The following is a 19,150-nucleotide window of genomic DNA, read 5'->3' as shown; positions in this document are numbered from 1 at the left end:
TTAATAAATTTTATTAATTTTTGAAAGATGCTATTTATACTATCATTGAAATTCTAAGATTTTGTAATATATATTATGATTAGAGTTCTACTTTTTATGAAATAAAATTAATCCAAAAAATTTTAATAGTTATAAAATAATCTTTACATATTGTAGAAATAATGATTTCATACTTATCACCGAAAATCTTATATATTATAATACTAACTTAAATTGTAGTATTAAAAGGTGGTATCATGGATGATATAGATAGGAAAGCTATAAGCTTATTGATGGACGCCACCTTAATGAGTGAGGATGAAATTGAAAGAACATTAAAAATACTAAGAAACATGGCAAGAATTAAAAAAAGAAAAGAAAAGAACTTAAAATCAATAAAGGATGTTTTAGATTATTGGGCCTGTCAAGCTTATAAATATTCAATGAAAGCTTAACTTTTGCAAAAATTTTTTTACTATTTTTATTTTTAAAGGATTGAGAGTAAAATTAAGATAAACACTCCTATAACTCCCCCAACCGCTATTATTAACAAGTTTATTAGATTCAGATGTATATGTGTAATTCCGAGGAAGTTTAAAATCCCTACCAAAATCAATCCGACAATTGTATTTATTGCCAAATATCTTAATATTTTATAGGTCAATTTAAAGAATAAAATGGCTACAAGAATTAGCAATAGCAATAAAATTAGATGTTCCAATCCCATAAATATCCACCTCTAAAATATATTTTTATTATTAATTTAATTTAATAAAAACTTTTTGTGTGATTTATAATGATTAAAATTGTATATGTTACTAAGGGAGGGAAAAGGATAGCTGAAGAAATTAAACATGTTTTAGATTATTACCACTATGATAATAGAGTGGAGCATATAAAAGACTTTAGGATAGAAGGAATTGAGAAAGGTTTTATATTTATAATGGCTACGGGCATAATTTTAAGGAAGTTTTTGGATAAAATTAAGCATGATAAGTTTAAAGACCCTTTTGTTATTGTTTGCAATGAAAATAAAGAACTCATCCCTTTACTATCAAATCACTTAGGAGGAGGAAACTATTTTTCTAAGTTAATAGCTAACAATATAAACGGGAGAGTTATTTTTACAACTGCAACGGATGTTAATGAAAAAGTAGGGATTGATGAGCTATCTAAGATGCTATTCTTAGAAACTCCTAAGAGAAAATATATCTTAGAGATAAACAAGAAGATTTTAGAGGAGGAAGTTAGCTTAACTATTCCAAGGCATTGGAAAATAAAAAATTTGAATGGCTATAAAATTAGCTATCATGATGAGTATGAGGCTATAGTTGATGATTCTATAATATTAAAACCTTTAAAAATAGCTGTTGGCTTAGGAGCAAGAAGAGGCATTGAAAGGCATAAGGTCTTTTGGGCAATTAAAAAAGCTCTATTTTTAAGAAACATCCCTATTTGGAGGGTTGATGCCTTTGCTACAGTAGAGGATAAAAGAGATGAGAAAGGAATTTTAGAGGTAGTAAATAAATTCAAAAAACCATTGCTTATTTTTGGTAGAGAGGAGATTAATGAAGTTTATAAAAAAATAGATTTAGAAAAGTCAGATTTTGTATATAAACACTTAGGGGTTTATGGAGTTTCAGAACCAGCATCAATATTGGCAGTTAAAAGATTAGCAAATAAAGATTTTGATAGCATAAAATTGTTGTTAAAAAAGTTTAAAAGAGATGGAGTTACTGTGGCAATAGCTGTTGATAAATAATTAATCATCTCTCTTTAGATACAACGTATAAGTTGGAAATGCAAACTCAATTCCTTCCCTATCAAATTCCTCTTTTATTTTTAAGTTAACTTCGTTTATTGTGCTCACATACTTTTGATAGCCATTATATCTGTTATTTTTGATATAATAAACTACTTGAATGTTTAGGCTCCAATCACCAAACTCTTTAAAATAAATGGTTATTGGCTCATCCTCTACATTTGGATGTTCTAAGAGGATATTTTTTATAATCTCCTCTGCCTTCTTTATTTTCTCAACTGGTGTGTTATAGGTTATCCCAATAGTTGTTGAAACCTTCCATTTATTTTTAGAAGGGACGTTTTGGATTATCTCATCTATAAGTTTTGAGTTTGGAACTACAATTATTGAGTTGTCAGTTGCCCTTATCTTTGTGCTTCTTATCCCAATATCCTCAACTATTCCGCTACCACCACTAAAACTTATCCAATTCCCAATTTTAAATGGTCTGTCAGTTAATATTATCAAACCAGCAATTAAATTTGAAACAAGATTTTGTGATGCTAAGGCAACTGCTAAACCACCAATCCCCAGACCAGCAAGTAGAGTTTTTATATCATACCCAAGATTACTTAAAATTAACAACAGTCCAACAACCCATACAAGTAATCTCACGAGTTTTTTGGTTATAACGACAATTTGGTCATCGACTTCTCTTTTAGCCCTTTTTGATATTGTTTGTGCTAAATATCTCTCTACAAGTTCAGTAAAAAACCTATCAAAAAATACAACAACGCACAATATAAAGGCAGTTAAGATTCCTTCATTTATTGTTATTTTTAATGAAGAAGGAAGATACAAAAAATTTACTCCAAAATAAAATCCAGTTAGTACTATCGCTATTGCAATTGGAAGAGACAATGCCCTAACTAAGAGTTCATCCAACTCTATGCCACTTTTTTCATGCAATTTATCTGCAATTCTTTCGATAAGTGCATTTGCATATTTTCCAATTATTACTGATAAGATAATTGAAAGCATAGAGAAAATATAATTAGTTAAAGTATTGTGCATTAAAATATCAGTTATTATTTGAGTTATTGTCATTATACCCCTCAATTATTAATTATCTGAAGTTTTATTATCTCTCTCCAAATAAACAGTATATGTTGGGAATGCCATTTCTATTCCTTCTTTTTTGAATTCCTCTTTTATTTTTAGATTTATTTCATTTAAGGCATTTAAGTAGTAATCAAAACCAAGATTTTTTATAAAATATTCAACTCTTAAATTTAAACTCCAATCACCATACTCAACAAAATGAACTCTTTTTGGTTCAACTACTGCCTCATGATTATCTAAGATATCTTTAATTATCTCAATTGCCCTCTTAATTTTTTCTGGAGGAGTATCGTAAGTTAGTCCAATAGTCATCTTAACTCTTCTCTTCCTCATCGCAGACATGTTTATTATTTTTGCATCAACAAGGGAGGAATTTGGCATAATTATCAAGCTATCATCCCATGTTCTTATCCTTGTGCTCCTTATTCCAATCTCCTCAACAATTCCTTCTCCTCCATCAAATATAATCCAATCTTTCAGTTTGAAAGGTTTGTCGAAGATAATTATTAACCCAGCTATGAGGTTTTTTGTAGTGTCCTGCATAGCTAAAGCTACTGCTAAACCACCAATTCCCAAACCAGCGAGCAATGTTGTTATGTCATACCCCAAGTTTTTCAAAATAAACAATATAGCAAATATATAGATTATTAACCTTAAAAGTTTCCTCAGTGCTGGTAAAAGTTGGTCATCAATGTGTGTCTCTGTTTTTTCAACTAACGGGGCAATATAAAGTTCAATTGCTTTATCTACAAACCTCTCAACAAATGCAACTCCACAGAATGTTAAGGCAATCCCAACTCCTTTATGAATCAAATCTGATATATGGGAGGGTAAAGCTAAAAATTTAATCCCAAAATATATCCCAAGTATTACAATAGACACCAATAGTGGAGTGTTTAATGAATAAATTAGTATATCATCCAATTTTGTTTTAGTGCCATTTGCAAATTTTATTAAGTGGGTTTTAATAAACTTTCCAACCATTTTTGCAATAAAAATGCTTGCTACAATTGTTAAAATACATAAAATATAATTTAGGATTGAATTTCCATAGATAACAATGTCTAACATAAAAATCACCTCAATCCTGCACATTCAACATTTGATTTTATATATAAATGTTTAAATTTTCTTAAAAATAAAACAACAAAATTTTATGTTTAAATTTTCAAAAAATTTAAAAATAATTTATTGGCTAATTTTTTGCTCTACTTTTTGTTCTTCTTTTTCTTCTTCTCCATACAATATTTTTGCTATCTGCTTTAATGTTTCAATACCCTTTGCTTCAGTTCTTAAGAGAGGGACATAGGCAATAACCTTATCTCCAAACTTCTCTTTAATCATTTCTAATCTCTTCAACTGCAACTCTCTTCTTGCTCTACAGAAATCACACTGCACATCCTCTGGAATAAGTTGATTTACAATAACTGCATCAATTGGAATACCATATTTCTGGAGAGCCTTCATTGCCCTCTCACTCTCTAAGATACTCATCTCCTCTGGAATTACAACCAACCTAAATGCAGTTCTCTCTGGGTCTGATAAAATGTTTCTTGCTCTAACTATTCTTTCTTTCATCTTTTCAAGCTCTTCTAACATCTTATCATAATCTATATCCTCATCCTTGCCTCCAAATGGCAATAATTTTTTCATCATCTTCATAAATCCGCTCATTTGCTTTCTCAACTTAATGAGTTTTGTCATATACTTATCCATAATCTCTGGCATTCCTAAAAACCTTAAGGTGTGTCCAGTTGGAGCGGTGTCAAATATAACCACATCGAACTCATTGCTGTCCATATACTTTAAGAATACATCAAATGCAGCACTTTCATCAGTTCCTGGAGAGAGAGCTGCCATCTCTAATTGATCTTCTAACATCTCTCCTAAGAATGGGTTTTCTTCAATCTGGGCTTTTAATTTTTCTTTATATTCTTCCATTGCCTTTTGTGGGTCTATCTCTACAACATATAAGTTGTCGTAACCTTTAACCTTTGTTGGCTCATGTCCAAACTCCTGCTCAAATATATCTCTCAATGAATGAGCTGGGTCTGTTGAGACGATAACTACTTTTAACCCTTTTTCAGCTAAATAAACTCCAGTAGCAGCACTCATTGTTGTTTTTCCAACTCCTCCCTTACCTCCAAACATGATGTATTTAGTTCCATCCTTCTTTTCTAATTTTTTCTCAGTAATTCCTCTCAATGAGTTTATTGAGTCCTTAATCTTTGATAACATTCAATATCACCCTATTTATTATAATGATTTTAATCTTGTTATGAGTTCATCAACATCGACCAAAGTATTTATACATCCATCCCTTAATAAAGGTTGTCCTTGTGAAGGAATACCTTTTCTTGAAAGCATGTTCATTCCATAAAATAAATCTCTATTACATGCTACACCAAAAACTGCATCTGGCTTCTCTTCCATTAAAATCCTCTTTAAAAATGTAGAACCAGGGACTATATAAACTTTATATCCTTTTTCTTCAGCAACTTTTATTATGTCTCCTACTCTACATCTATTACAAAAAATGCATTCAACACCCTTTGGTGTTAATTTGGCTGGGCATTTTGTATCCCTAAGGCAGTGAGGCAATATTAAAACCCTCTTCTTAGCTTTTTTAAACCTGCCTTCATAATATTTGTTATAAAATTCAATCCCTACTCTATAAAATGTATCTTCAGTTCCTATAAGGAGGAATAGCTTTAGTAGTATTGAATAGAGATTGTCCATCAAAAATAAAGCCAAACTTGGAAATATTAATTTATTCTTTTTTAGTAATATATAACCAATGATTAAAATTAAGATGAAGGATATAAATGCCAATGCAAATATAGCTATTGTTATTATTCCAATAAGTTGTAAAAATTCCTCTACACCTAAGATATTTATCACCTCAGGATTTCAAAATTCATAAAATAAATTAATATGGTTGATAAATATGATAACTCTATGTAACAAATTTACTGAATACAGATGTGGAAATGTAGCTATAGTTGTTGATGTTTTAAGGGCTTCTACAACAATAACAACACTCCTATCATTTATAGATGAGGTATATATAACCACCTCAACATCTAAAAAAGAGAATGCAATATATATTGGAGAGAGAAAAGGTAAAAAAATAGAAGGATTTGATTTTGGAAACTCTCCAACCGAAATTTTAGCAAATAAAGATATTATAAAGGAAAGATATGAAAACGGAGAAAAGGTAGTTCTAACAACCACAAACGGAACGAGGGTCTTAAAAAGCTTAGATGCTGATTATATTTTCATAGGAGCAATAGTTAATGCGAAGTATGTTGCTAAGGCAGTTGAAGAATTTGAAAATATAAGCTTAGTTCCCTGCCATAGAGAAAATAATTTTGCAATAGATGACTTTATTGGATGTGGTATTATAGCAAAATACCTAAGTGGAGAGTTTGATGAATTTACTAAGGTTGCTTTAGAATTGGTTAAGCATGATTGGATGTCTTTGATTTTAAATTCATCATCTGCAGAGAATTTAAAAAATCTTGGTTATGAAAAAGATGTTATGTTTGCATTATTGGAAAATAGTATAGATGTAGTTGGAATATATAAGAAAGATGAAGGTAAAGTTGTTAGATTTAAATAAAATCTTGTGATAACATGAGAATTGATATAAACAGAATAGAAAAAGAGGAAGATATAAAATTACTCAAAGAACTAAAATGGAATGGGTTTGTTTTTTACCAGTATGATGATGAGTTTGATAAAGAAAGATATGAAGAAATTAAAGCAATAGCTGAGAGTTATAAGCTAAAGGTATATTCTGGGGTTAAAATAAAGACAGAAAACTCTAAAGAGCTGAGAGAGAAAGTAAAAAAATTCAGAAATAAGTGCCATATTATATTAGTTGAAGGAGGAGTTTTAAAAATAAATAGAACTGCTGTAGAGATGCATGATGTAGATATTTTATCAACTCCAGAGCTTGGAAGGAAAGATAGTGGAATAGACCATGTATTGGCGAGATTGGCATCAACACATAGGGTTGCTATAGAGATAAACTTTAAAAATCTATTAAATAAAGATGGCTATGAGAGGGCAAGGACTTTAATATTTTTTAGAAACAACCTAAAATTAGCTAAGAAATTTGATGTGCCAGTTGTTATCTGCTCTGATGCTGAAAATAAATATCAAATTAAAAACCCTTACGATTTGAGGGCTTTTTTAAATACATTGGTTGAGCCGTTGTATGCAAAAAAGATTATGGAGACAACCTATAAAATATGTGATTTTAGAGATTATTTGATGAGGGATAATGTTGTTAGGTATGGAGTTGAGATTATAAAAGATGAATAGAGAAATATTTAGAGTTATAAAAATTATTGTGCTATTGATTGTATTTGGTTAGCATTTAAATTACTTAATTGTTTCAACATCTCTTCCTTTGCTATCTCAGAGACGTCTATTTCTTGCTGGATGTCTATTGGAATATTTACTGTTGTTATGAATAAATTAACTGCAATATTTCCTTTAATCTCAATAGGTATTTTTGTGCTTTTACTTTTTACAGCTACTTCAATAAGTTTTTTATTGGATATAGTTACTGGCAAAGTAAAGGAGCTATTCCCAGAGGTTATTTTAATATTACTCTGCTCCCCATGTCCTAAATATACCTTATCTCCATCAACTAACGCATAAATATCGAATGAGATTTTATCTATCGTTATTCCAATAGGGTTGGGGTTATCTACTAAAACTTGAATCTCTATCTTTGTGTTATCTGCATCTACTTTTTGAATTTTCTGCCCAACAACTTCAATCTTTGGCTGTTCTAAACATCCAGAAAAGCCCACTACCAAACATACAGCAAAAGTTAAGATGAGGAGTTTTTTAATACCTCCCATAATATCACCATAAGTATTTTAGCTTTATAAAGATATAAATATCTTCTCATGCAATATCATTAATAATAAAGAACTTAATAATAAATAATAAATAAACTAAAAAAGGCTGGAACTTTGAGAGAGATTTATAGGCAAATAGTGCATTTAATTGCTGGAACATTGATAGCCTTCTCAGTGCTAATATTTAAAAAACAACTAATAATCCCGTTAATTGTCAGTATAGTTATTGGTATCTGCTTATATTTTTTATGTAAAAGGTATTACGTCCCAATAATATCTGATTTGCTAAATCTCTGCAAAAGAGAGAAAGAGGATGGAAAAGGGGCAATATACTTTGCTTTTGGGATGTTGTTTTCTTTAATTTTAATTGATGACATAAAAGCTATATTCTTTGGAATACTGGTTTTTGCCGTTGGAGATGCATTAGCCACTATTATAGGCATTAATGGAAGATTAAAGATTAGCTACTTTGGAAAAACAGTTGAAGGATTTTTAGCATTTTTTATCTCTGCATCTTTGATTTTATATCCATTTTATGGGATTTATGGAATTTTTGTTGCTTTAACCTCTGCATTAATTGAATTTGTAAGTAAGAGGATAAAAGTGGATGATAATCTATATCTGCCTTTTGTTGTGGCGTTTATTCTAAGTATTTGCCCATATAAGCCCCAATTCTTTCATATCCTAACTTTCTGTAGTATTCTCTAACTCCAATACCACTTGTTACCAAAATCTTCTTCTTTCCAAATTCTTCTTTTGCTATCCTTTCAGCCTCTTCTAAAAGTTTTCTTCCATAACCCTTATGTTGCCATGTAATTTCCTTCAAATCCTTGGTTAATGGTTTTTCTTGCCCACAAACATGGAGTTGTCTAACTAACATGGTGTTATCATCAATCTCCTTTCTAAATGGCTTATATGGCTCCCTCAATCTTAAAAATGCTATTAAAATATCGTTTTTTACATCCTCATAGGATAAAAATATCTCAGTCCCACCACTTGCCTCATACTCCTCTCTGCATAGTTTTATATGCTCTATCTCTGGCATTATTCCTTTTTTATACATAACATGCCCAACTTCTCTGCATCTTATGCACTTGCATTTAATTCCATGCTTTTCCATGTATTTATAAACCAACTCTCCCAAATTGCTCTTCTTAACTCCATCAACTATTACTGTAGCTGGGATATCCCTCTGAATCCTTGAAGTTCTAACCCATTTTGGCATTATTGACTTTGCATAGGCAATTATTTCTATTGCCTCCTCTTCTCTGTATGGTTTATAAAGCCCCTTTTTCCACATCTCATAGAGTTCAGTTCCTTCAATAACCAAGCATGGATAGATTTTAACCATATCCGGCATAAAGTCTGGATTGCTAAATATCTCTTTAAACATCTTTTTGTCCATCTCCATATCAGAGCCGGGCATTCCCGGCATTAAGTGATAAGAAACCTTCAAACCACTATCTTTTAATAATTGGGTTGCTTTTATTGTGTCTTCAACTGTATGACCTCTCTTGCAGAATTCTAAAATCTCATTGTAGATTGTTTGAACTCCCAACTCTACCCTTGTAGTCCCTAATTTTAGCATTTGGTTTATCTCCTTCTCTCCACAACAATCTGGCCTTGTTTCTATACAGAGAGCTACACATCTATGTTCAGCAGTTTCATTAATCTTTTGGGCTTCTTCCAAACTACTTGCATCAACACCGTTCATAGCATCTAAGCATCTCTTAATAAACCAATCTTGATAAGCTATTTCTCTTGCTGGAAATGTTCCTCCCATTATAATAAGCTCTATCTTGTTTGTTGGATGCCCTACCTTTTCCAATTGCTCAATCCTTGCTTTTGTTTGTAAGTATGGGTCGAAGTTGAACATTAAACCTCTCATAGTAGCTGGTTCTCTTCCAGTGTAGCTTTGTGGCACATCTCCAAACACACTTCCAACTCCTCCGGGGCAGAAGATGCATTTTCCATGAGGGCATTTTTCTGGAGAGGTCATAACTGCTACAACTGCCACTCCGGAGATTGTTCTAACTGGCTTCTTTCTTAATATAGGGATTAATATCTTCTTCTCTTCTTCAGTTGCATACTGTAAGATTTCAGAGTTTGATGGATGTCCAATACCAATTCTATGAATTCTTAAGCACTCTGCCTTTATCTGCTCAATTCTCTTTTTATCTAAGGTGTTTCCCCTGTTGTATTCATCTAAGATTCTTTCAATGATGCATCTCATTAATTTGGCTTTTTCATCCATGATAATCACCAATAAACTTTAAACTTACATATATAAATATGTCCATGAAAATGATTTATATAGTTTATTCGGCAATGTTTATAATGTTATTGTATAATTGTAGGATTTTAATAAGATAGTGGTGATTAAATGCTAACACATGTTGATGATAAAGGAGTTAAGATGGTTGATATCTCTAAGAAAGATGATGTTGAAAGATTTTGTGTTGCCGAGGGCTATATTAAATTAAAACCAGAGACCATTAAATTAATAAAAGAACATAAAATTAAAAAAGGCAATGTCTTAACAACTGCACAAATAGCTGGAATCTTGGCAGTTAAAAAAACTTATGAGCTAATTCCAATGTGTCATCCAATACCAATAACTTCAGTAAATATTGAATTTGAGATATTTGAGGATAAGATAAAGGCAATTTGTTCAGTAAAAACTACCTATAAAACTGGTATTGAGATGGAGGCATTAACTGGGGTCTCTATAGCTCTATTGACAATTTGGGATATGGTTAAATCTGCTGAAAAGGATGAGAATGGGCAGTATAAAACTGCTGAGATTTTTGGAATTAGAGTTGTTGAGAAGATTAAAAAATGATTTTTGTGATAATTATGGTTGATGCCACTTTTGACATTGTTCTTTGGGTTAGGATGATTAAAGAAGGGATAGAGAAGAAAAACCTAAATCCTTGGGATGTTAATATTGCTGAAATAGCAGATTACTACATACAAAAGATTAGAGAGCTTAAGAAGTTTGATATTAGGCTTTCTGCCGATGTTATTCTTGTTGGTGGTATCTTACTGAGGATGAAGTCTGAGGCTTTGTATGATGAATGTAAGGTTGAGGAGGAAGAGGATGATTATGATTACTATGATGATTATTATGATTATGATGATGTAGAGGAACAACCTAAAAAAAGTAGGAAAAAAGAAAAGGAAGATAAAAATAAAGATAAAAAAAGCAAAAAACCTGTTACTGTTGATGAATTAATTAAAACTATTGAAAGAGAGTTGAATAAAGTTAAAAAATCTAAAAGAAAGAAAGAGAAGAAGATAAATGAAGTTGAAGAGATTATAGAAGAGCTTATAGAAGAGGAAGATATTTCAGATATAATAGCAGAGTTGTTAGAGGATTTGATGAGAGAAGGCATTATAGTTTATCAGGAGAAATTTAAAACAAAGGAGGAGAGAGTTAGGTATTTTATACCTTCATTATACTTAGCTAATGATGGGAAGGCGGAATTAATTCAAGAAAAGTTATTTGGAGAATTAATAATTAAACTCAAATCTTTTTAAAAATGAGAGTTTAAAATTTCTGATTTTTTATCTTATTTTCTATATTGTATTGGGATTTTAATTAGGTAGGGAGTTTTTTAATGACATACTCTCCGCCCTAAAGGGCGGAGTTTCTTTAGGAGAGCAGAGGGTTTAAAACCCTCACCCTCCATGGGTTGCCAAGCCCACTATCCCTACCCCTTTCGGGGTTCGGGACTACCTTTTCCCAACTTAACGTCCCCAGCGGTGGGATTTTCGAGACTGAAGTTTCTGCTTCAGGTAGCGAAATCTTTGATTTCGCCTGAATCCCACCCATAATAACGTGGACTGGGGACAATCGTTAGATTCTAACTTCGAATATATAAAAATTACGCTTGTCCCACCCACCTCCCCTAATTCATCACCGCCCTAAAGGGCGGTGCTTTCTTAGCGACAATTAATGGTAAGTTTAATAATTTCGTTTCTATACCGCAACTATCTTATTTTAACAATATAAAAAATAAGGAAATGGGAGCTTGAAAGTGTTTCCATACCGAATCGGTCTGATTTTAACTACACTGACTTAGAATATTCTGGAAGATTTGAATACGGGTTTCCATACCGAATCGGTCTGATTTTAACTTAATAATGATAATAATGGTGGGGGGGATGTGAATGAATCCAAGTTTCCATACCGAATCGGTCTGATTTTAACCAAAGCAATTCAGGGATATGCTAACGCAGGTGCTCCTGCCGATGTTTCCATACCGAATCGGTCTGATTTTAACATAGCTTCAATGGGAGAATTGCTGTCTCCAATAGTTGAGTTTCCATACCGAATCGGTCTGATTTTAACGGCTTATTTACATTAGAAACTATGAATTGCATAATTACATGAGTTTCCATACCGAATCGGTCTGATTTTAACCGAACAAGACCTTGCCGAAGTTGAACCATACCAAGTTGATAAGTTTCCATACCGAATCGATCTGATTTTAACTTTTCCGAAGACTTTGAAAAATTCAAAAAACTAATTTTGTTTCCATACCGAATCGGTCTGATTTTAACTAAGTAATCCGTATAAATCCTATTCTTAATCTGATTTAGTTTCCATACCGAATCGGTCTGATTTTAACCATTGTTGTCTTCTACTTCTATTATTTGTTGTTTTTCAAGTTTCCATACCGAATCGGTCTGATTTTAACAAACCTCCATATTCTCTCCCATTTTAAATAAGAATACTCGTTTCCATACCGAATCGGTCTGATTTTAACTTCTCTATATACCATACATCCCTCCCCATGAAATCAAGTTTCCATACCGAATCGGTCTGATTTTAACTGGTCTGGTGCTATTGTTAGATTTGGTATTGCCCTATTGTTTCCATACCGAATCGGTCTGATTTTAACTGTAATTGTTCGTTGGTGCATTATACTCAAAGTTGGGAAGGTTTCCATACCGAATCGGTCTGATTTTAACAACAACGAGATTAATAACATAAATAACTTATATGATGACTTAGTTTCCATACCGAATCGGTCTGATTTTAACGAACACTGTTAGATGATTTTACTGAGAGTCCTAAGTTTCCATACCGAATCGGTCTGATTTTAACGAAATATGATGTTTTAGTCGAAAATCTTCAAAAATACTTATATGTTTCCATACCGAATCGGTCTGATTTTAACTTTGAAAATCAGGAAGTTTAACGATTTGTATAAGCTTTGTTTCCATACCGAATCGGTCTGATTTTAACAGGGCAATCATTCACAATCAATTTTTTATTATTCTTCTTATATTTATACTTTTTGGTAGTATATTTTTCTAAGGGTAAATAACCGTCTTTATTTATAAACCCACTAATATTTAAATCTTTCCTTTTTAACAAAATTAAGTATTCTTATCTTTCTAAATTTGAAGATTTAACTTATTAGTTAGAGAAATTTTATTTAGCTAAATATCCAATCTTAATTTTTAAAAATCTAAATAATTTAATAAACCCAAATATTCCAAATAATCAAACTTACAAACCCTTAGAAATTAAATTTAAATCCTCTAAATTAACAAATACTATCTAATTAACAACCTTATCAAATTCCAAGCCTATTCAACGAGACAAACACAACAATATAATAAACACCTAAAAACATCTTAATCAAAATTATCAACAAACTCATATAAATATTTTACTTTTCTAATTAATACATCTCAAACAACTCTCCTAAGGTTATTTTTTTATCTGTTTTAACTAATTCAGGGATTTTTCCTTTGATTCCTACCTTATCCCCAACAACAACAAAAACCCCGTCTATTTTTTCAATATCATCTGCCTTTTCTAATGCGTTGCTTATCATCTCCTCCACATCTCTTCCTCTTGAATAATTACATATTGCTGTTGCAGCAGCATCAGCTATGGCAGAGCTTTTTGCAAATACGGTTACTGCATCAGCCTCTCCAAAGCTTACTGAATGCCCTACAGTAGCTGAGGAAGTGCAAACTCCGTAAATATTTCTAATTTTCTCTTTTTTTAATCTAAATCCAACTTCTCCAGTAATCCTTGAATTTCCAGCATATAAACCAACAACAACATCTTTTTTAGCCCTTAAGCAGATATCTCCACCGTTCTCAGCAATGATGTTTTTTGCTCCAATATTTTTAACCAACATCTCAGCAATAACTCCAGCAACACTTGCCATAGGCCCTACATTGGCAATCTCTCCAGCTATAGCCATTAACTTTACAATTTCTGGAACATCCTCTTCTATACTAACAGGAAAATAAGAAGTTAAAAAATAAGGATTTTTTAATATGTATCTCTCTAACTCCAATCTATTTTTTAAAATAATCTCCTCTGCCTTTTTAAAATACCTCTTATCATCAACTTTTAAGAGTATATTCGTCTCTTTTATTATAATCCTTTTTTTGAACCACATAACAATCCTTGAATTTTTTTATTTCAAAAATTCTTTATAGTGTTTTTCTGCTATGTCTCCAAACACTGGGAATTTATACATCTCTCCGTTATATGCCTTAATCATCCCAACAATCCATAAAACTATTATTGCAATATTTATTAAAGCAGAAATTACCCATCCAATTATTGGAATTGCTGAAACAACTATAGCCACCAAGTTTAAACTTAAAAATGTTACAAATGACTGCATAGCATGGAATCTAATAAAGTCATCTTCCCTCTCTAATAACAAAAATATCAATCCACTAATCCAAAATAACAAATAGCATAAAACCCCCTCTATATTTTTATCTAACCCCAAAGCCATAAATCTCACCAAAAAATTTAAAAGATAATAGCTTAATAATTTAAATGAATTTTATTAATTCTCTTATTGCCTCTTCTACATTCTTCGCTTTAACTACTCCAGAAGCTAATAAAACACCCTCTGCCCCTAAATCAAGAGCTGCCTTAACATCCTCTCCTTTAGATATTCCAGCTCCACATAACACTTTAACATCCTTATTTATCTCTTTAACCGCTTTAACAGTTCCCTCAACGACCTCTGGATTTGCCTTTGATACTGGAATGCCAGTTCCTATAAGCTCTGGTGGTTCAACTGCAATATAATCAGGGCTTAGAGCTGCAACTGCCTTGGAAGTATTTACATTGTTTGTGCAGACAATTGTCTCTAATCCTAAATCTTTACATCTATTTATAACTGCTTCAATATCAGCTAAAAGCATTCTCTTCTCTGAGTGATTTATTAAAGTTCCCTTACAACCACAATCTTTAATTGCCTCAGCTAATATATGTCCAGTATGACTTCCAGGATTTATGTTATCTATATGTTGAGCATAAACTGGAATATTAACATTTTCAACAATCATCCTTAAATCTACAAACTGAGGAGCTACCCCAATGGTAATTCCACTTTCCTCACTAACTTTCTCGGCAGCTTTAGCTATCTCCAAACCTCTCTTTCCAATACTCTCCTTGTATGTCTTGTAGTTAATTACAATCAACATATGCTTTCACCGTGAGAGAATGATAGTTCAGATAGATGATTATTTTATAGGGATGATATTTAAAGGTAATCAATTGGTTAAAAATACAATCCCTCTAAGAGGGGAGGAGATATTTAATTTCATAAATGGAGAAGTTATTAGCAACCCAAAGGAAGAGTATTTAAAAATAGCCGAAATTATATTAAAACTATATTTTGCAGAGATTGATGATAAAGAAGCAAGAGAATTAATAAATTATAAATTAGAAGTCCCCACCTTTACAAGAAAAGTTTTAGATATTGTTAAAGATATTGAGTTTGGAGAAACATTAACCTATGGAGATATAGCCAAAAAACTAAATACCTCACCAAGAGCTGTTGGAATGGCTTTAAAAAGAAATCCTCTACCTCTAATAATTCCGTGTCATAGAGTTGTTGCTAAAAATTCGTTGGGGGGTTATTCTTACGGATTAGATAAGAAAAAATTTATCTTGGAGAGGGAAAGAATTAAAAATAAAAAATACAAAAAGGCTGAGGATGAAACAGCATGATAATAAGAAAATTTACATCTAAAGACTTAGATGCGGTTGAAGAAATAGAGAAAGAAGCATTTAAAACCCCTTATCCAACCAGTTTAATTTTAGGAATATGGGCAATGTATCCAAACTGTTTTTATGTAGCAGAGATTGACGGAAAGGTTGTGGGTTATATTTTAGGAAGTATGGATTGGGGGAATGGGCATATTGTCTCATTAGCTGTAAAAAAAGAATATAGAGGGTTTGGAATTGGAACATCTTTATTAAAAACATTAGAAAATTATTATTTCAACATAGCTAACTGCAACTACATAGTTTTGGAGGTTAGAGTTTCAAACATTGTTGCAAGAAAATTTTATTATAAGATGGGTTATAGAGATAGAAAGCTCCTTCCAAAATACTATGAAGATGGGGAAGATGCTATATTGATGATAAAAAAGAAACCAAATGCTAAAGGGCCTTTAATAATAACTCTGTGGTGATTTATAGTGTCTTTCAAAACTTTTTGATGAAACCGAAGCTTTAGCTTCGGGCAATGAAAACCGTTTAGGTTTTCATCTAATCGAAGCGTTAGCTTCGAGCTACAAAAACTCGAAGAGTTTTTGTTTAACTTTTTCTAAAAGTTTCGTGGTGATTTAAATGATAATAATTCCTGCAGTTGATTTAAAAGATAAAAAGTGTGTTCAATTAATTCAGGGAGACCCAAATAAAAAGCATTTAGAGATAGATAATCCAGTAGAAGTTGCTAAAAAATTTGTAGATGAAGGGGCAGAGTATCTACATATAATTGATTTAGATGCTGCATTTGGAACAGGGAATAATAGAGATATTATTAAAAACATTATAAAAGAAGTTAATGTTCCAGTTGAAGTTGGAGGAGGAATTAGAAATTTAGAGATAGCAAAAGAATTGATTGGCTTAGGAGTTGATAGAGTTATAGTAGGAACTAAGGCAATTTTAGAGCCAAAATTTATAGATGATTTAAATAAAGAGATTGGAAAAGATAAGATAGTTTTGGCTGTAGAATGTAAAGATGGGAAAGTAGTTATTAAAGGATGGAAAGAGAAGGTAGATAAAACACCATTAGAGGTTATTAAAGAATTTGAAGATAAGGTTGGCTATGTCTTATTTACAAATGTAGATGTTGAAGGTTTGTTAAAAGGAATAAATGTTGAGATAATTAAAGAGTTAATTGAAAAAACTGACATCCCTATCATCTACTCTGGTGGAATCACAACCTTAGAGGATATAAAAGCTTTAAAAGAACTTGGTATTTATGGAGTTGTTATTGGTTCTGCTTTATATAAAGGTTTAATTAACTTAAAAGATGCTGTAAAAATAGCTAAAAGTTAAAAAATAGTAAAAGATAATTTTTACTGCAAATCAACATATATATCTCTTCCTTCGTCAATTGCATCCAAAATCTCTTTTCCTACCTTTGTTTTTTTGTTTATCCTTACTGTTCCATCATTTCTAACAGTTACAGTTGTTAATAGCTTCCCATCTATGTATATCCTTATATTCTCTCCTGCAAAGTCCTCTCCAACATCCACAATCACATATTTATCAGTTTCATAGATTCGTGTTGATTCAAGCTCATTTACATACTCGTATTTTCTATATATTCTTTCCATATCTTTTTCTTCTTCTTTTTCCTTCTCTTTAACTGAAATCTTTAATCCAAGCATATCTTCTAATTTTGATATCTCCCTTCCACCTTTACCTATAATAGCCCCAATATATTTCTCTGGAACAATTAAATCAATTGAATTATCTCCAGTAACCTTTACCATTGGCTTGGCTTTTCTTGGTAGAAGTTTTTTCAATATCTCTTCCAATTTCTCTTCAGCATATCCATATATTGGAGCTTTTTTTCCTTCTTCTCCTTTAATTGGCATTACTACAACTTGCTCTCCATAGGTGTAGATTTCATACTCAACTTTTCCTGTTTCAAAGTCCTTAACTTCAATAACTGGTCTTGCTAAATCTTCTTCAACCATTCCATAAGGCACTTTAACTGTGAAGTCAATCTCATAAACCTTCTGGATTTTACCATCTTTTATAAAGATTACAGTATCAACAACTTGAGGAATAACCCCAAGCTCAACTCTTCCAATCAACCTTTGGATGGCATCTATTGGTTTTGAGGCATGAACAACCCCTACCATTCCAACTCCAGCCATTCTCATGTCTGCAAATATCTCAAAGTCCCTTGTCTTTCTAACTTCATCATAGATTGTATAATCAGGTCTAACCAATAATAGGATATCACATGTCTTTTCCATATCTCCTTCCAATGGGGCATATTGAGTTATTTCCTTACTAACTTGCAAATCTCTTGGACTTTCCATTGTCTTAACTATCTTTCCTTGGCTTCTATAAAACTCTGCTAATGCAGCAACAAACGTTGACTTTCCACTTCCAGGTGGTCCAGAAACGAAAATACCCTCTGCTCTTTCTTTTAATCTTTGCATTAATTTCTCTGACAATCCATAATCTTCTAATGATGCTTTAACTATTGGCCTAACTGCTGTAACCTCCAAAGCCTCGGAGAATGGTGGTCTTGCAATTGAAATCCTAATATTTCCTAACTGAATGACTGTAGCTCCCTTTCTTTGAATTTCAAAGAATCCATTGTTTTGCTCAGCATACTTTATAATATTGTCAATTATATCTTCCATCTCTTCTTTAGTTAGCTCCTTATCCCCAATAGGCACAAGTTTAACTTCCCCTGGCTTACCTTTTTTAGCATAAGGTAAACATCCTTCTTTTAAATGTACAGACATTGTTTCTTCATCAAAGTATTTATCTAATACAAGCTCAACTTCCTCCTCCATAGTTTCTAAGAAGTAAGCTTCAATACCTTGTGCTTTAGCTAAGTTGTATTGAATCCAATCACTTGTTAATAATATAGAGTTTGTCTCTTTAGCCACTTTCCTAATCATTGCGTCAATTTCTCCACTTTTTGCTAAAAATATCTCTTCTCTTGTAGGTCTCTCTCCACAGTATTCAACTTTAATATTATGTTCGTTAGCTTTCTCTATTAGTTTTCTAAGCTCTTCTATTCCTTTATATCCAATTTCTCTTCCCATATTTGCTTGATATTCTAATTCAGAGACTACTGCCTCAGGGATTATTATTGTAGCATCTTTAAGCTTACCTCTCTCAATTAATTCTGTTATCCTCCCATCTATAACCACACAGGTATCGACACAAACTTTTTTTCCAATTAAATCCAGTTCATCAATAGATTTTGTTTCCAATTTCTTTCTTTCTTCCAGATTCATAACTGTCACCTTCAATTCTTAAGCTTATAATATGGAATATTATATACATGCGAATATAAGAGATGATTTGAACAATCATAAATTTGTGATGAACTTCCTAATTATTATTTATATTATTTAAATGGTTTTGGGATTTAAACATTTTTTCTTA

Annotated in this window: 21 protein-coding genes and 1 CRISPR repeat array; of the genes, 10 read left to right on the top strand and 11 right to left on the bottom strand. The window is 31.7% G+C overall.

What is annotated here, in order from left to right:
• Positions 1-236 precede the first annotated feature (236 nt).
• On the top strand, positions 237-434 hold the full coding sequence (locus tag MFS40622_RS03855) for a hypothetical protein (RefSeq protein WP_012980368.1): 198 nt from the start codon (positions 237-239) through the stop codon (positions 432-434).
• Positions 435-466: 32 nt separating this feature from the next.
• Here the strand turns inward: MFS40622_RS03855 and MFS40622_RS03850 are convergent, their stop codons facing one another.
• On the bottom strand, positions 467-706 hold the full coding sequence (locus MFS40622_RS03850) for a pro-sigmaK processing inhibitor BofA family protein (protein WP_012980367.1): 240 nt from the start codon (positions 704-706) through the stop codon (positions 467-469).
• Between the two features lie 69 nt (positions 707-775).
• Between MFS40622_RS03850 and MFS40622_RS03845 the strand changes: the two genes are divergently transcribed.
• Positions 776-1,741, top strand: a complete 966-nt coding sequence (locus MFS40622_RS03845) for a cobalt-precorrin 5A hydrolase (RefSeq protein WP_012980366.1) — start codon at positions 776-778, stop codon at positions 1,739-1,741.
• On the opposite strand, the gene MFS40622_RS03840 is transcribed toward MFS40622_RS03845, so the two are convergent.
• The 4 genes from MFS40622_RS03840 to MFS40622_RS03825 form a co-directional block, all read right to left on the bottom strand.
• Positions 1,742-2,827, bottom strand: coding sequence for a mechanosensitive ion channel family protein (locus MFS40622_RS03840; RefSeq protein ID WP_012980365.1), 1,086 nt, complete (start codon positions 2,825-2,827; stop codon positions 1,742-1,744).
• A 15-nt stretch (positions 2,828-2,842) separates the two neighbouring features.
• A complete protein-coding gene (locus tag MFS40622_RS03835) occupies positions 2,843-3,913 on the bottom strand; it encodes a mechanosensitive ion channel family protein (protein ID WP_012980364.1) in 1,071 nt (356 codons plus the stop codon).
• 117 nt (positions 3,914-4,030) lie between these two features.
• Positions 4,031-5,080 (bottom strand): TRC40/GET3/ArsA family transport-energizing ATPase, encoded by a 1,050-nt coding sequence (locus tag MFS40622_RS03830; RefSeq protein WP_012980363.1) that lies wholly within the window; start codon positions 5,078-5,080, stop codon positions 4,031-4,033.
• Between the two features lie 18 nt (positions 5,081-5,098).
• Positions 5,099-5,743 carry a DUF116 domain-containing protein gene (locus MFS40622_RS03825; protein ID WP_012980362.1) on the bottom strand — a complete coding sequence of 215 codons (645 nt, stop codon included), beginning with the start codon at positions 5,741-5,743 and terminating at the stop codon, positions 5,099-5,101.
• A 46-nt stretch (positions 5,744-5,789) separates the two neighbouring features.
• Here MFS40622_RS03825 and comB point away from each other — a divergent pair, with 46 nt between their 5' ends.
• Both comB and rnp3 read left to right on the top strand, forming a co-directional pair.
• Positions 5,790-6,464, top strand: coding sequence for a 2-phosphosulfolactate phosphatase (gene comB / locus MFS40622_RS03820; protein ID WP_012980361.1), 675 nt, complete (start codon positions 5,790-5,792; stop codon positions 6,462-6,464).
• A gap of 14 nt (positions 6,465-6,478) precedes the next feature.
• Positions 6,479-7,171 carry a ribonuclease P protein component 3 gene (rnp3, locus tag MFS40622_RS03815; RefSeq protein WP_012980360.1) on the top strand — a complete coding sequence of 231 codons (693 nt, stop codon included), beginning with the start codon at positions 6,479-6,481 and terminating at the stop codon, positions 7,169-7,171.
• Positions 7,172-7,194: 23 nt separating this feature from the next.
• On the opposite strand, the gene MFS40622_RS03810 is transcribed toward rnp3, so the two are convergent.
• On the bottom strand, positions 7,195-7,719 hold the full coding sequence (locus MFS40622_RS03810) for an LEA type 2 family protein (protein ID WP_012980359.1): 525 nt from the start codon (positions 7,717-7,719) through the stop codon (positions 7,195-7,197).
• A 114-nt stretch (positions 7,720-7,833) separates the two neighbouring features.
• On the opposite strand from MFS40622_RS03810, the gene MFS40622_RS03805 reads away from it, so the two are divergent.
• Positions 7,834-8,427 carry a diacylglycerol/polyprenol kinase family protein gene (locus MFS40622_RS03805; protein ID WP_012980358.1) on the top strand — a complete coding sequence of 198 codons (594 nt, stop codon included), beginning with the start codon at positions 7,834-7,836 and terminating at the stop codon, positions 8,425-8,427.
• On the opposite strand, the gene MFS40622_RS03800 is transcribed toward MFS40622_RS03805, so the two are convergent.
• On the bottom strand, positions 8,360-9,973 hold the full coding sequence (locus tag MFS40622_RS03800) for a tRNA uridine(34) 5-carboxymethylaminomethyl modification radical SAM/GNAT enzyme Elp3 (RefSeq protein ID WP_012980357.1): 1,614 nt from the start codon (positions 9,971-9,973) through the stop codon (positions 8,360-8,362). The genes MFS40622_RS03805 and MFS40622_RS03800 overlap by 68 nt on opposite strands.
• A gap of 129 nt (positions 9,974-10,102) precedes the next feature.
• Between MFS40622_RS03800 and moaC the strand changes: the two genes are divergently transcribed.
• Together moaC and MFS40622_RS03790 are read left to right on the top strand one after the other, a co-directional pair.
• Complete coding sequence (gene moaC / locus MFS40622_RS03795) at positions 10,103-10,561, top strand: cyclic pyranopterin monophosphate synthase MoaC (protein WP_012980356.1); 459 nt, start codon at positions 10,103-10,105, stop codon at positions 10,559-10,561.
• 14 nt (positions 10,562-10,575) lie between these two features.
• Complete coding sequence (locus MFS40622_RS03790; protein ID WP_048197452.1) at positions 10,576-11,259, top strand: segregation/condensation protein A; 684 nt, start codon at positions 10,576-10,578, stop codon at positions 11,257-11,259.
• Between the two features lie 438 nt (positions 11,260-11,697).
• A CRISPR array of direct repeats spans positions 11,698-12,973; the repeat unit is 30 nt; unit sequence GTTTCCATACCGAATCGGTCTGATTTTAAC.
• A 442-nt stretch (positions 12,974-13,415) separates the two neighbouring features.
• Here MFS40622_RS03790 and MFS40622_RS03785 read toward each other — a convergent pair.
• From MFS40622_RS03785 to tpiA, 3 genes are read right to left on the bottom strand one after another with little or no spacing between them, the layout of a single operon-like run.
• Positions 13,416-14,150, bottom strand: a complete 735-nt coding sequence (locus MFS40622_RS03785; protein WP_012980354.1) for a UPF0280 family protein — start codon at positions 14,148-14,150, stop codon at positions 13,416-13,418.
• An 18-nt stretch (positions 14,151-14,168) separates the two neighbouring features.
• The gene (locus tag MFS40622_RS03780; RefSeq protein ID WP_012980353.1) at positions 14,169-14,498 is read right to left on the bottom strand and encodes a DUF4870 domain-containing protein; all 330 of its coding nucleotides are present in this window, start codon (positions 14,496-14,498) and stop codon (positions 14,169-14,171) included.
• Between the two features lie 40 nt (positions 14,499-14,538).
• A complete protein-coding gene (gene tpiA / locus MFS40622_RS03775; RefSeq protein WP_012980352.1) occupies positions 14,539-15,198 on the bottom strand; it encodes a triose-phosphate isomerase in 660 nt (219 codons plus the stop codon).
• A gap of 19 nt (positions 15,199-15,217) precedes the next feature.
• Here tpiA and MFS40622_RS03770 point away from each other — a divergent pair, with 19 nt between their 5' ends.
• The 3 genes from MFS40622_RS03770 (at position 15,218) to hisA (ending at position 17,065) form a co-directional block, all read left to right on the top strand.
• Complete coding sequence (locus MFS40622_RS03770; RefSeq protein WP_012980351.1) at positions 15,218-15,727, top strand: methylated-DNA--[protein]-cysteine S-methyltransferase; 510 nt, start codon at positions 15,218-15,220, stop codon at positions 15,725-15,727.
• Positions 15,724-16,194: a ribosomal protein S18-alanine N-acetyltransferase gene (gene rimI, locus MFS40622_RS03765; RefSeq protein ID WP_012980350.1), complete on the top strand. Its 471-nt coding sequence runs from the start codon at positions 15,724-15,726 to the stop codon at positions 16,192-16,194. Before MFS40622_RS03770 ends, rimI begins: the two co-directional genes overlap by 4 nt.
• 157 nt (positions 16,195-16,351) lie before the next feature.
• Complete coding sequence (hisA, locus tag MFS40622_RS03760; RefSeq protein ID WP_012980349.1) at positions 16,352-17,065, top strand: 1-(5-phosphoribosyl)-5-[(5-phosphoribosylamino)methylideneamino]imidazole-4-carboxamide isomerase; 714 nt, start codon at positions 16,352-16,354, stop codon at positions 17,063-17,065.
• 20 nt (positions 17,066-17,085) lie between these two features.
• Here the strand turns inward: hisA and MFS40622_RS03755 are convergent, their stop codons facing one another.
• The gene (locus MFS40622_RS03755; RefSeq protein WP_012980348.1) at positions 17,086-18,999 is read right to left on the bottom strand and encodes a PINc/VapC family ATPase; all 1,914 of its coding nucleotides are present in this window, start codon (positions 18,997-18,999) and stop codon (positions 17,086-17,088) included.
• Positions 19,000-19,150: the final 151 nt, after the last annotated feature.

It is taken from the genome of Methanocaldococcus sp. FS406-22, assembly GCF_000025525.1.
GTDB lineage: Archaea > AGJL01 > Methanococci > Methanococcales > Methanocaldococcaceae > Methanocaldococcus.
Note: the sequence above shows the minus strand (reverse complement) of the source record. Positions and strands in the feature narration are given on the sequence as shown.

What these genes read in the sequence shown, in the direction of transcription:
- MFS40622_RS03780 (WP_012980353.1), bottom strand. Translation starts at nt 14,498, where the DNA reads ATGGCTTTGGGGTTAGATAAAAATATAGAGGGGGTTTTATGCTATTTG.
- MFS40622_RS03845 (WP_012980366.1), top strand. Translation starts at nt 776, where the DNA reads ATGATTAAAATTGTATATGTTACTAAGGGAGGGAAAAGGATAGCTGAA.
- tpiA (WP_012980352.1), bottom strand. Translation starts at nt 15,198, where the DNA reads ATGTTGATTGTAATTAACTACAAGACATACAAGGAGAGTATTGGAAAG.
- MFS40622_RS03790 (WP_048197452.1), top strand. Translation starts at nt 10,576, where the DNA reads ATGGTTGATGCCACTTTTGACATTGTTCTTTGGGTTAGGATGATTAAA.
- MFS40622_RS03850 (WP_012980367.1), bottom strand. Translation starts at nt 706, where the DNA reads ATGGGATTGGAACATCTAATTTTATTGCTATTGCTAATTCTTGTAGCC.
- rnp3 (WP_012980360.1), top strand. Translation starts at nt 6,479, where the DNA reads ATGAGAATTGATATAAACAGAATAGAAAAAGAGGAAGATATAAAATTA.
- MFS40622_RS03855 (WP_012980368.1), top strand. Translation starts at nt 237, where the DNA reads ATGGATGATATAGATAGGAAAGCTATAAGCTTATTGATGGACGCCACC.
- MFS40622_RS03785 (WP_012980354.1), bottom strand. Translation starts at nt 14,150, where the DNA reads ATGTGGTTCAAAAAAAGGATTATAATAAAAGAGACGAATATACTCTTA.
- hisA (WP_012980349.1), top strand. Translation starts at nt 16,352, where the DNA reads ATGATAATAATTCCTGCAGTTGATTTAAAAGATAAAAAGTGTGTTCAA.
- rimI (WP_012980350.1), top strand. Translation starts at nt 15,724, where the DNA reads ATGATAATAAGAAAATTTACATCTAAAGACTTAGATGCGGTTGAAGAA.
- MFS40622_RS03770 (WP_012980351.1), top strand. Translation starts at nt 15,218, where the DNA reads ATGATAGTTCAGATAGATGATTATTTTATAGGGATGATATTTAAAGGT.
- MFS40622_RS03830 (WP_012980363.1), bottom strand. Translation starts at nt 5,080, where the DNA reads ATGTTATCAAAGATTAAGGACTCAATAAACTCATTGAGAGGAATTACT.
- MFS40622_RS03755 (WP_012980348.1), bottom strand. Translation starts at nt 18,999, where the DNA reads ATGAATCTGGAAGAAAGAAAGAAATTGGAAACAAAATCTATTGATGAA.
- comB (WP_012980361.1), top strand. Translation starts at nt 5,790, where the DNA reads ATGATAACTCTATGTAACAAATTTACTGAATACAGATGTGGAAATGTA.
- moaC (WP_012980356.1), top strand. Translation starts at nt 10,103, where the DNA reads ATGCTAACACATGTTGATGATAAAGGAGTTAAGATGGTTGATATCTCT.
- MFS40622_RS03835 (WP_012980364.1), bottom strand. Translation starts at nt 3,913, where the DNA reads ATGTTAGACATTGTTATCTATGGAAATTCAATCCTAAATTATATTTTA.
- MFS40622_RS03810 (WP_012980359.1), bottom strand. Translation starts at nt 7,719, where the DNA reads ATGGGAGGTATTAAAAAACTCCTCATCTTAACTTTTGCTGTATGTTTG.
- MFS40622_RS03840 (WP_012980365.1), bottom strand. Translation starts at nt 2,827, where the DNA reads ATGACAATAACTCAAATAATAACTGATATTTTAATGCACAATACTTTA.
- MFS40622_RS03800 (WP_012980357.1), bottom strand. Translation starts at nt 9,973, where the DNA reads ATGGATGAAAAAGCCAAATTAATGAGATGCATCATTGAAAGAATCTTA.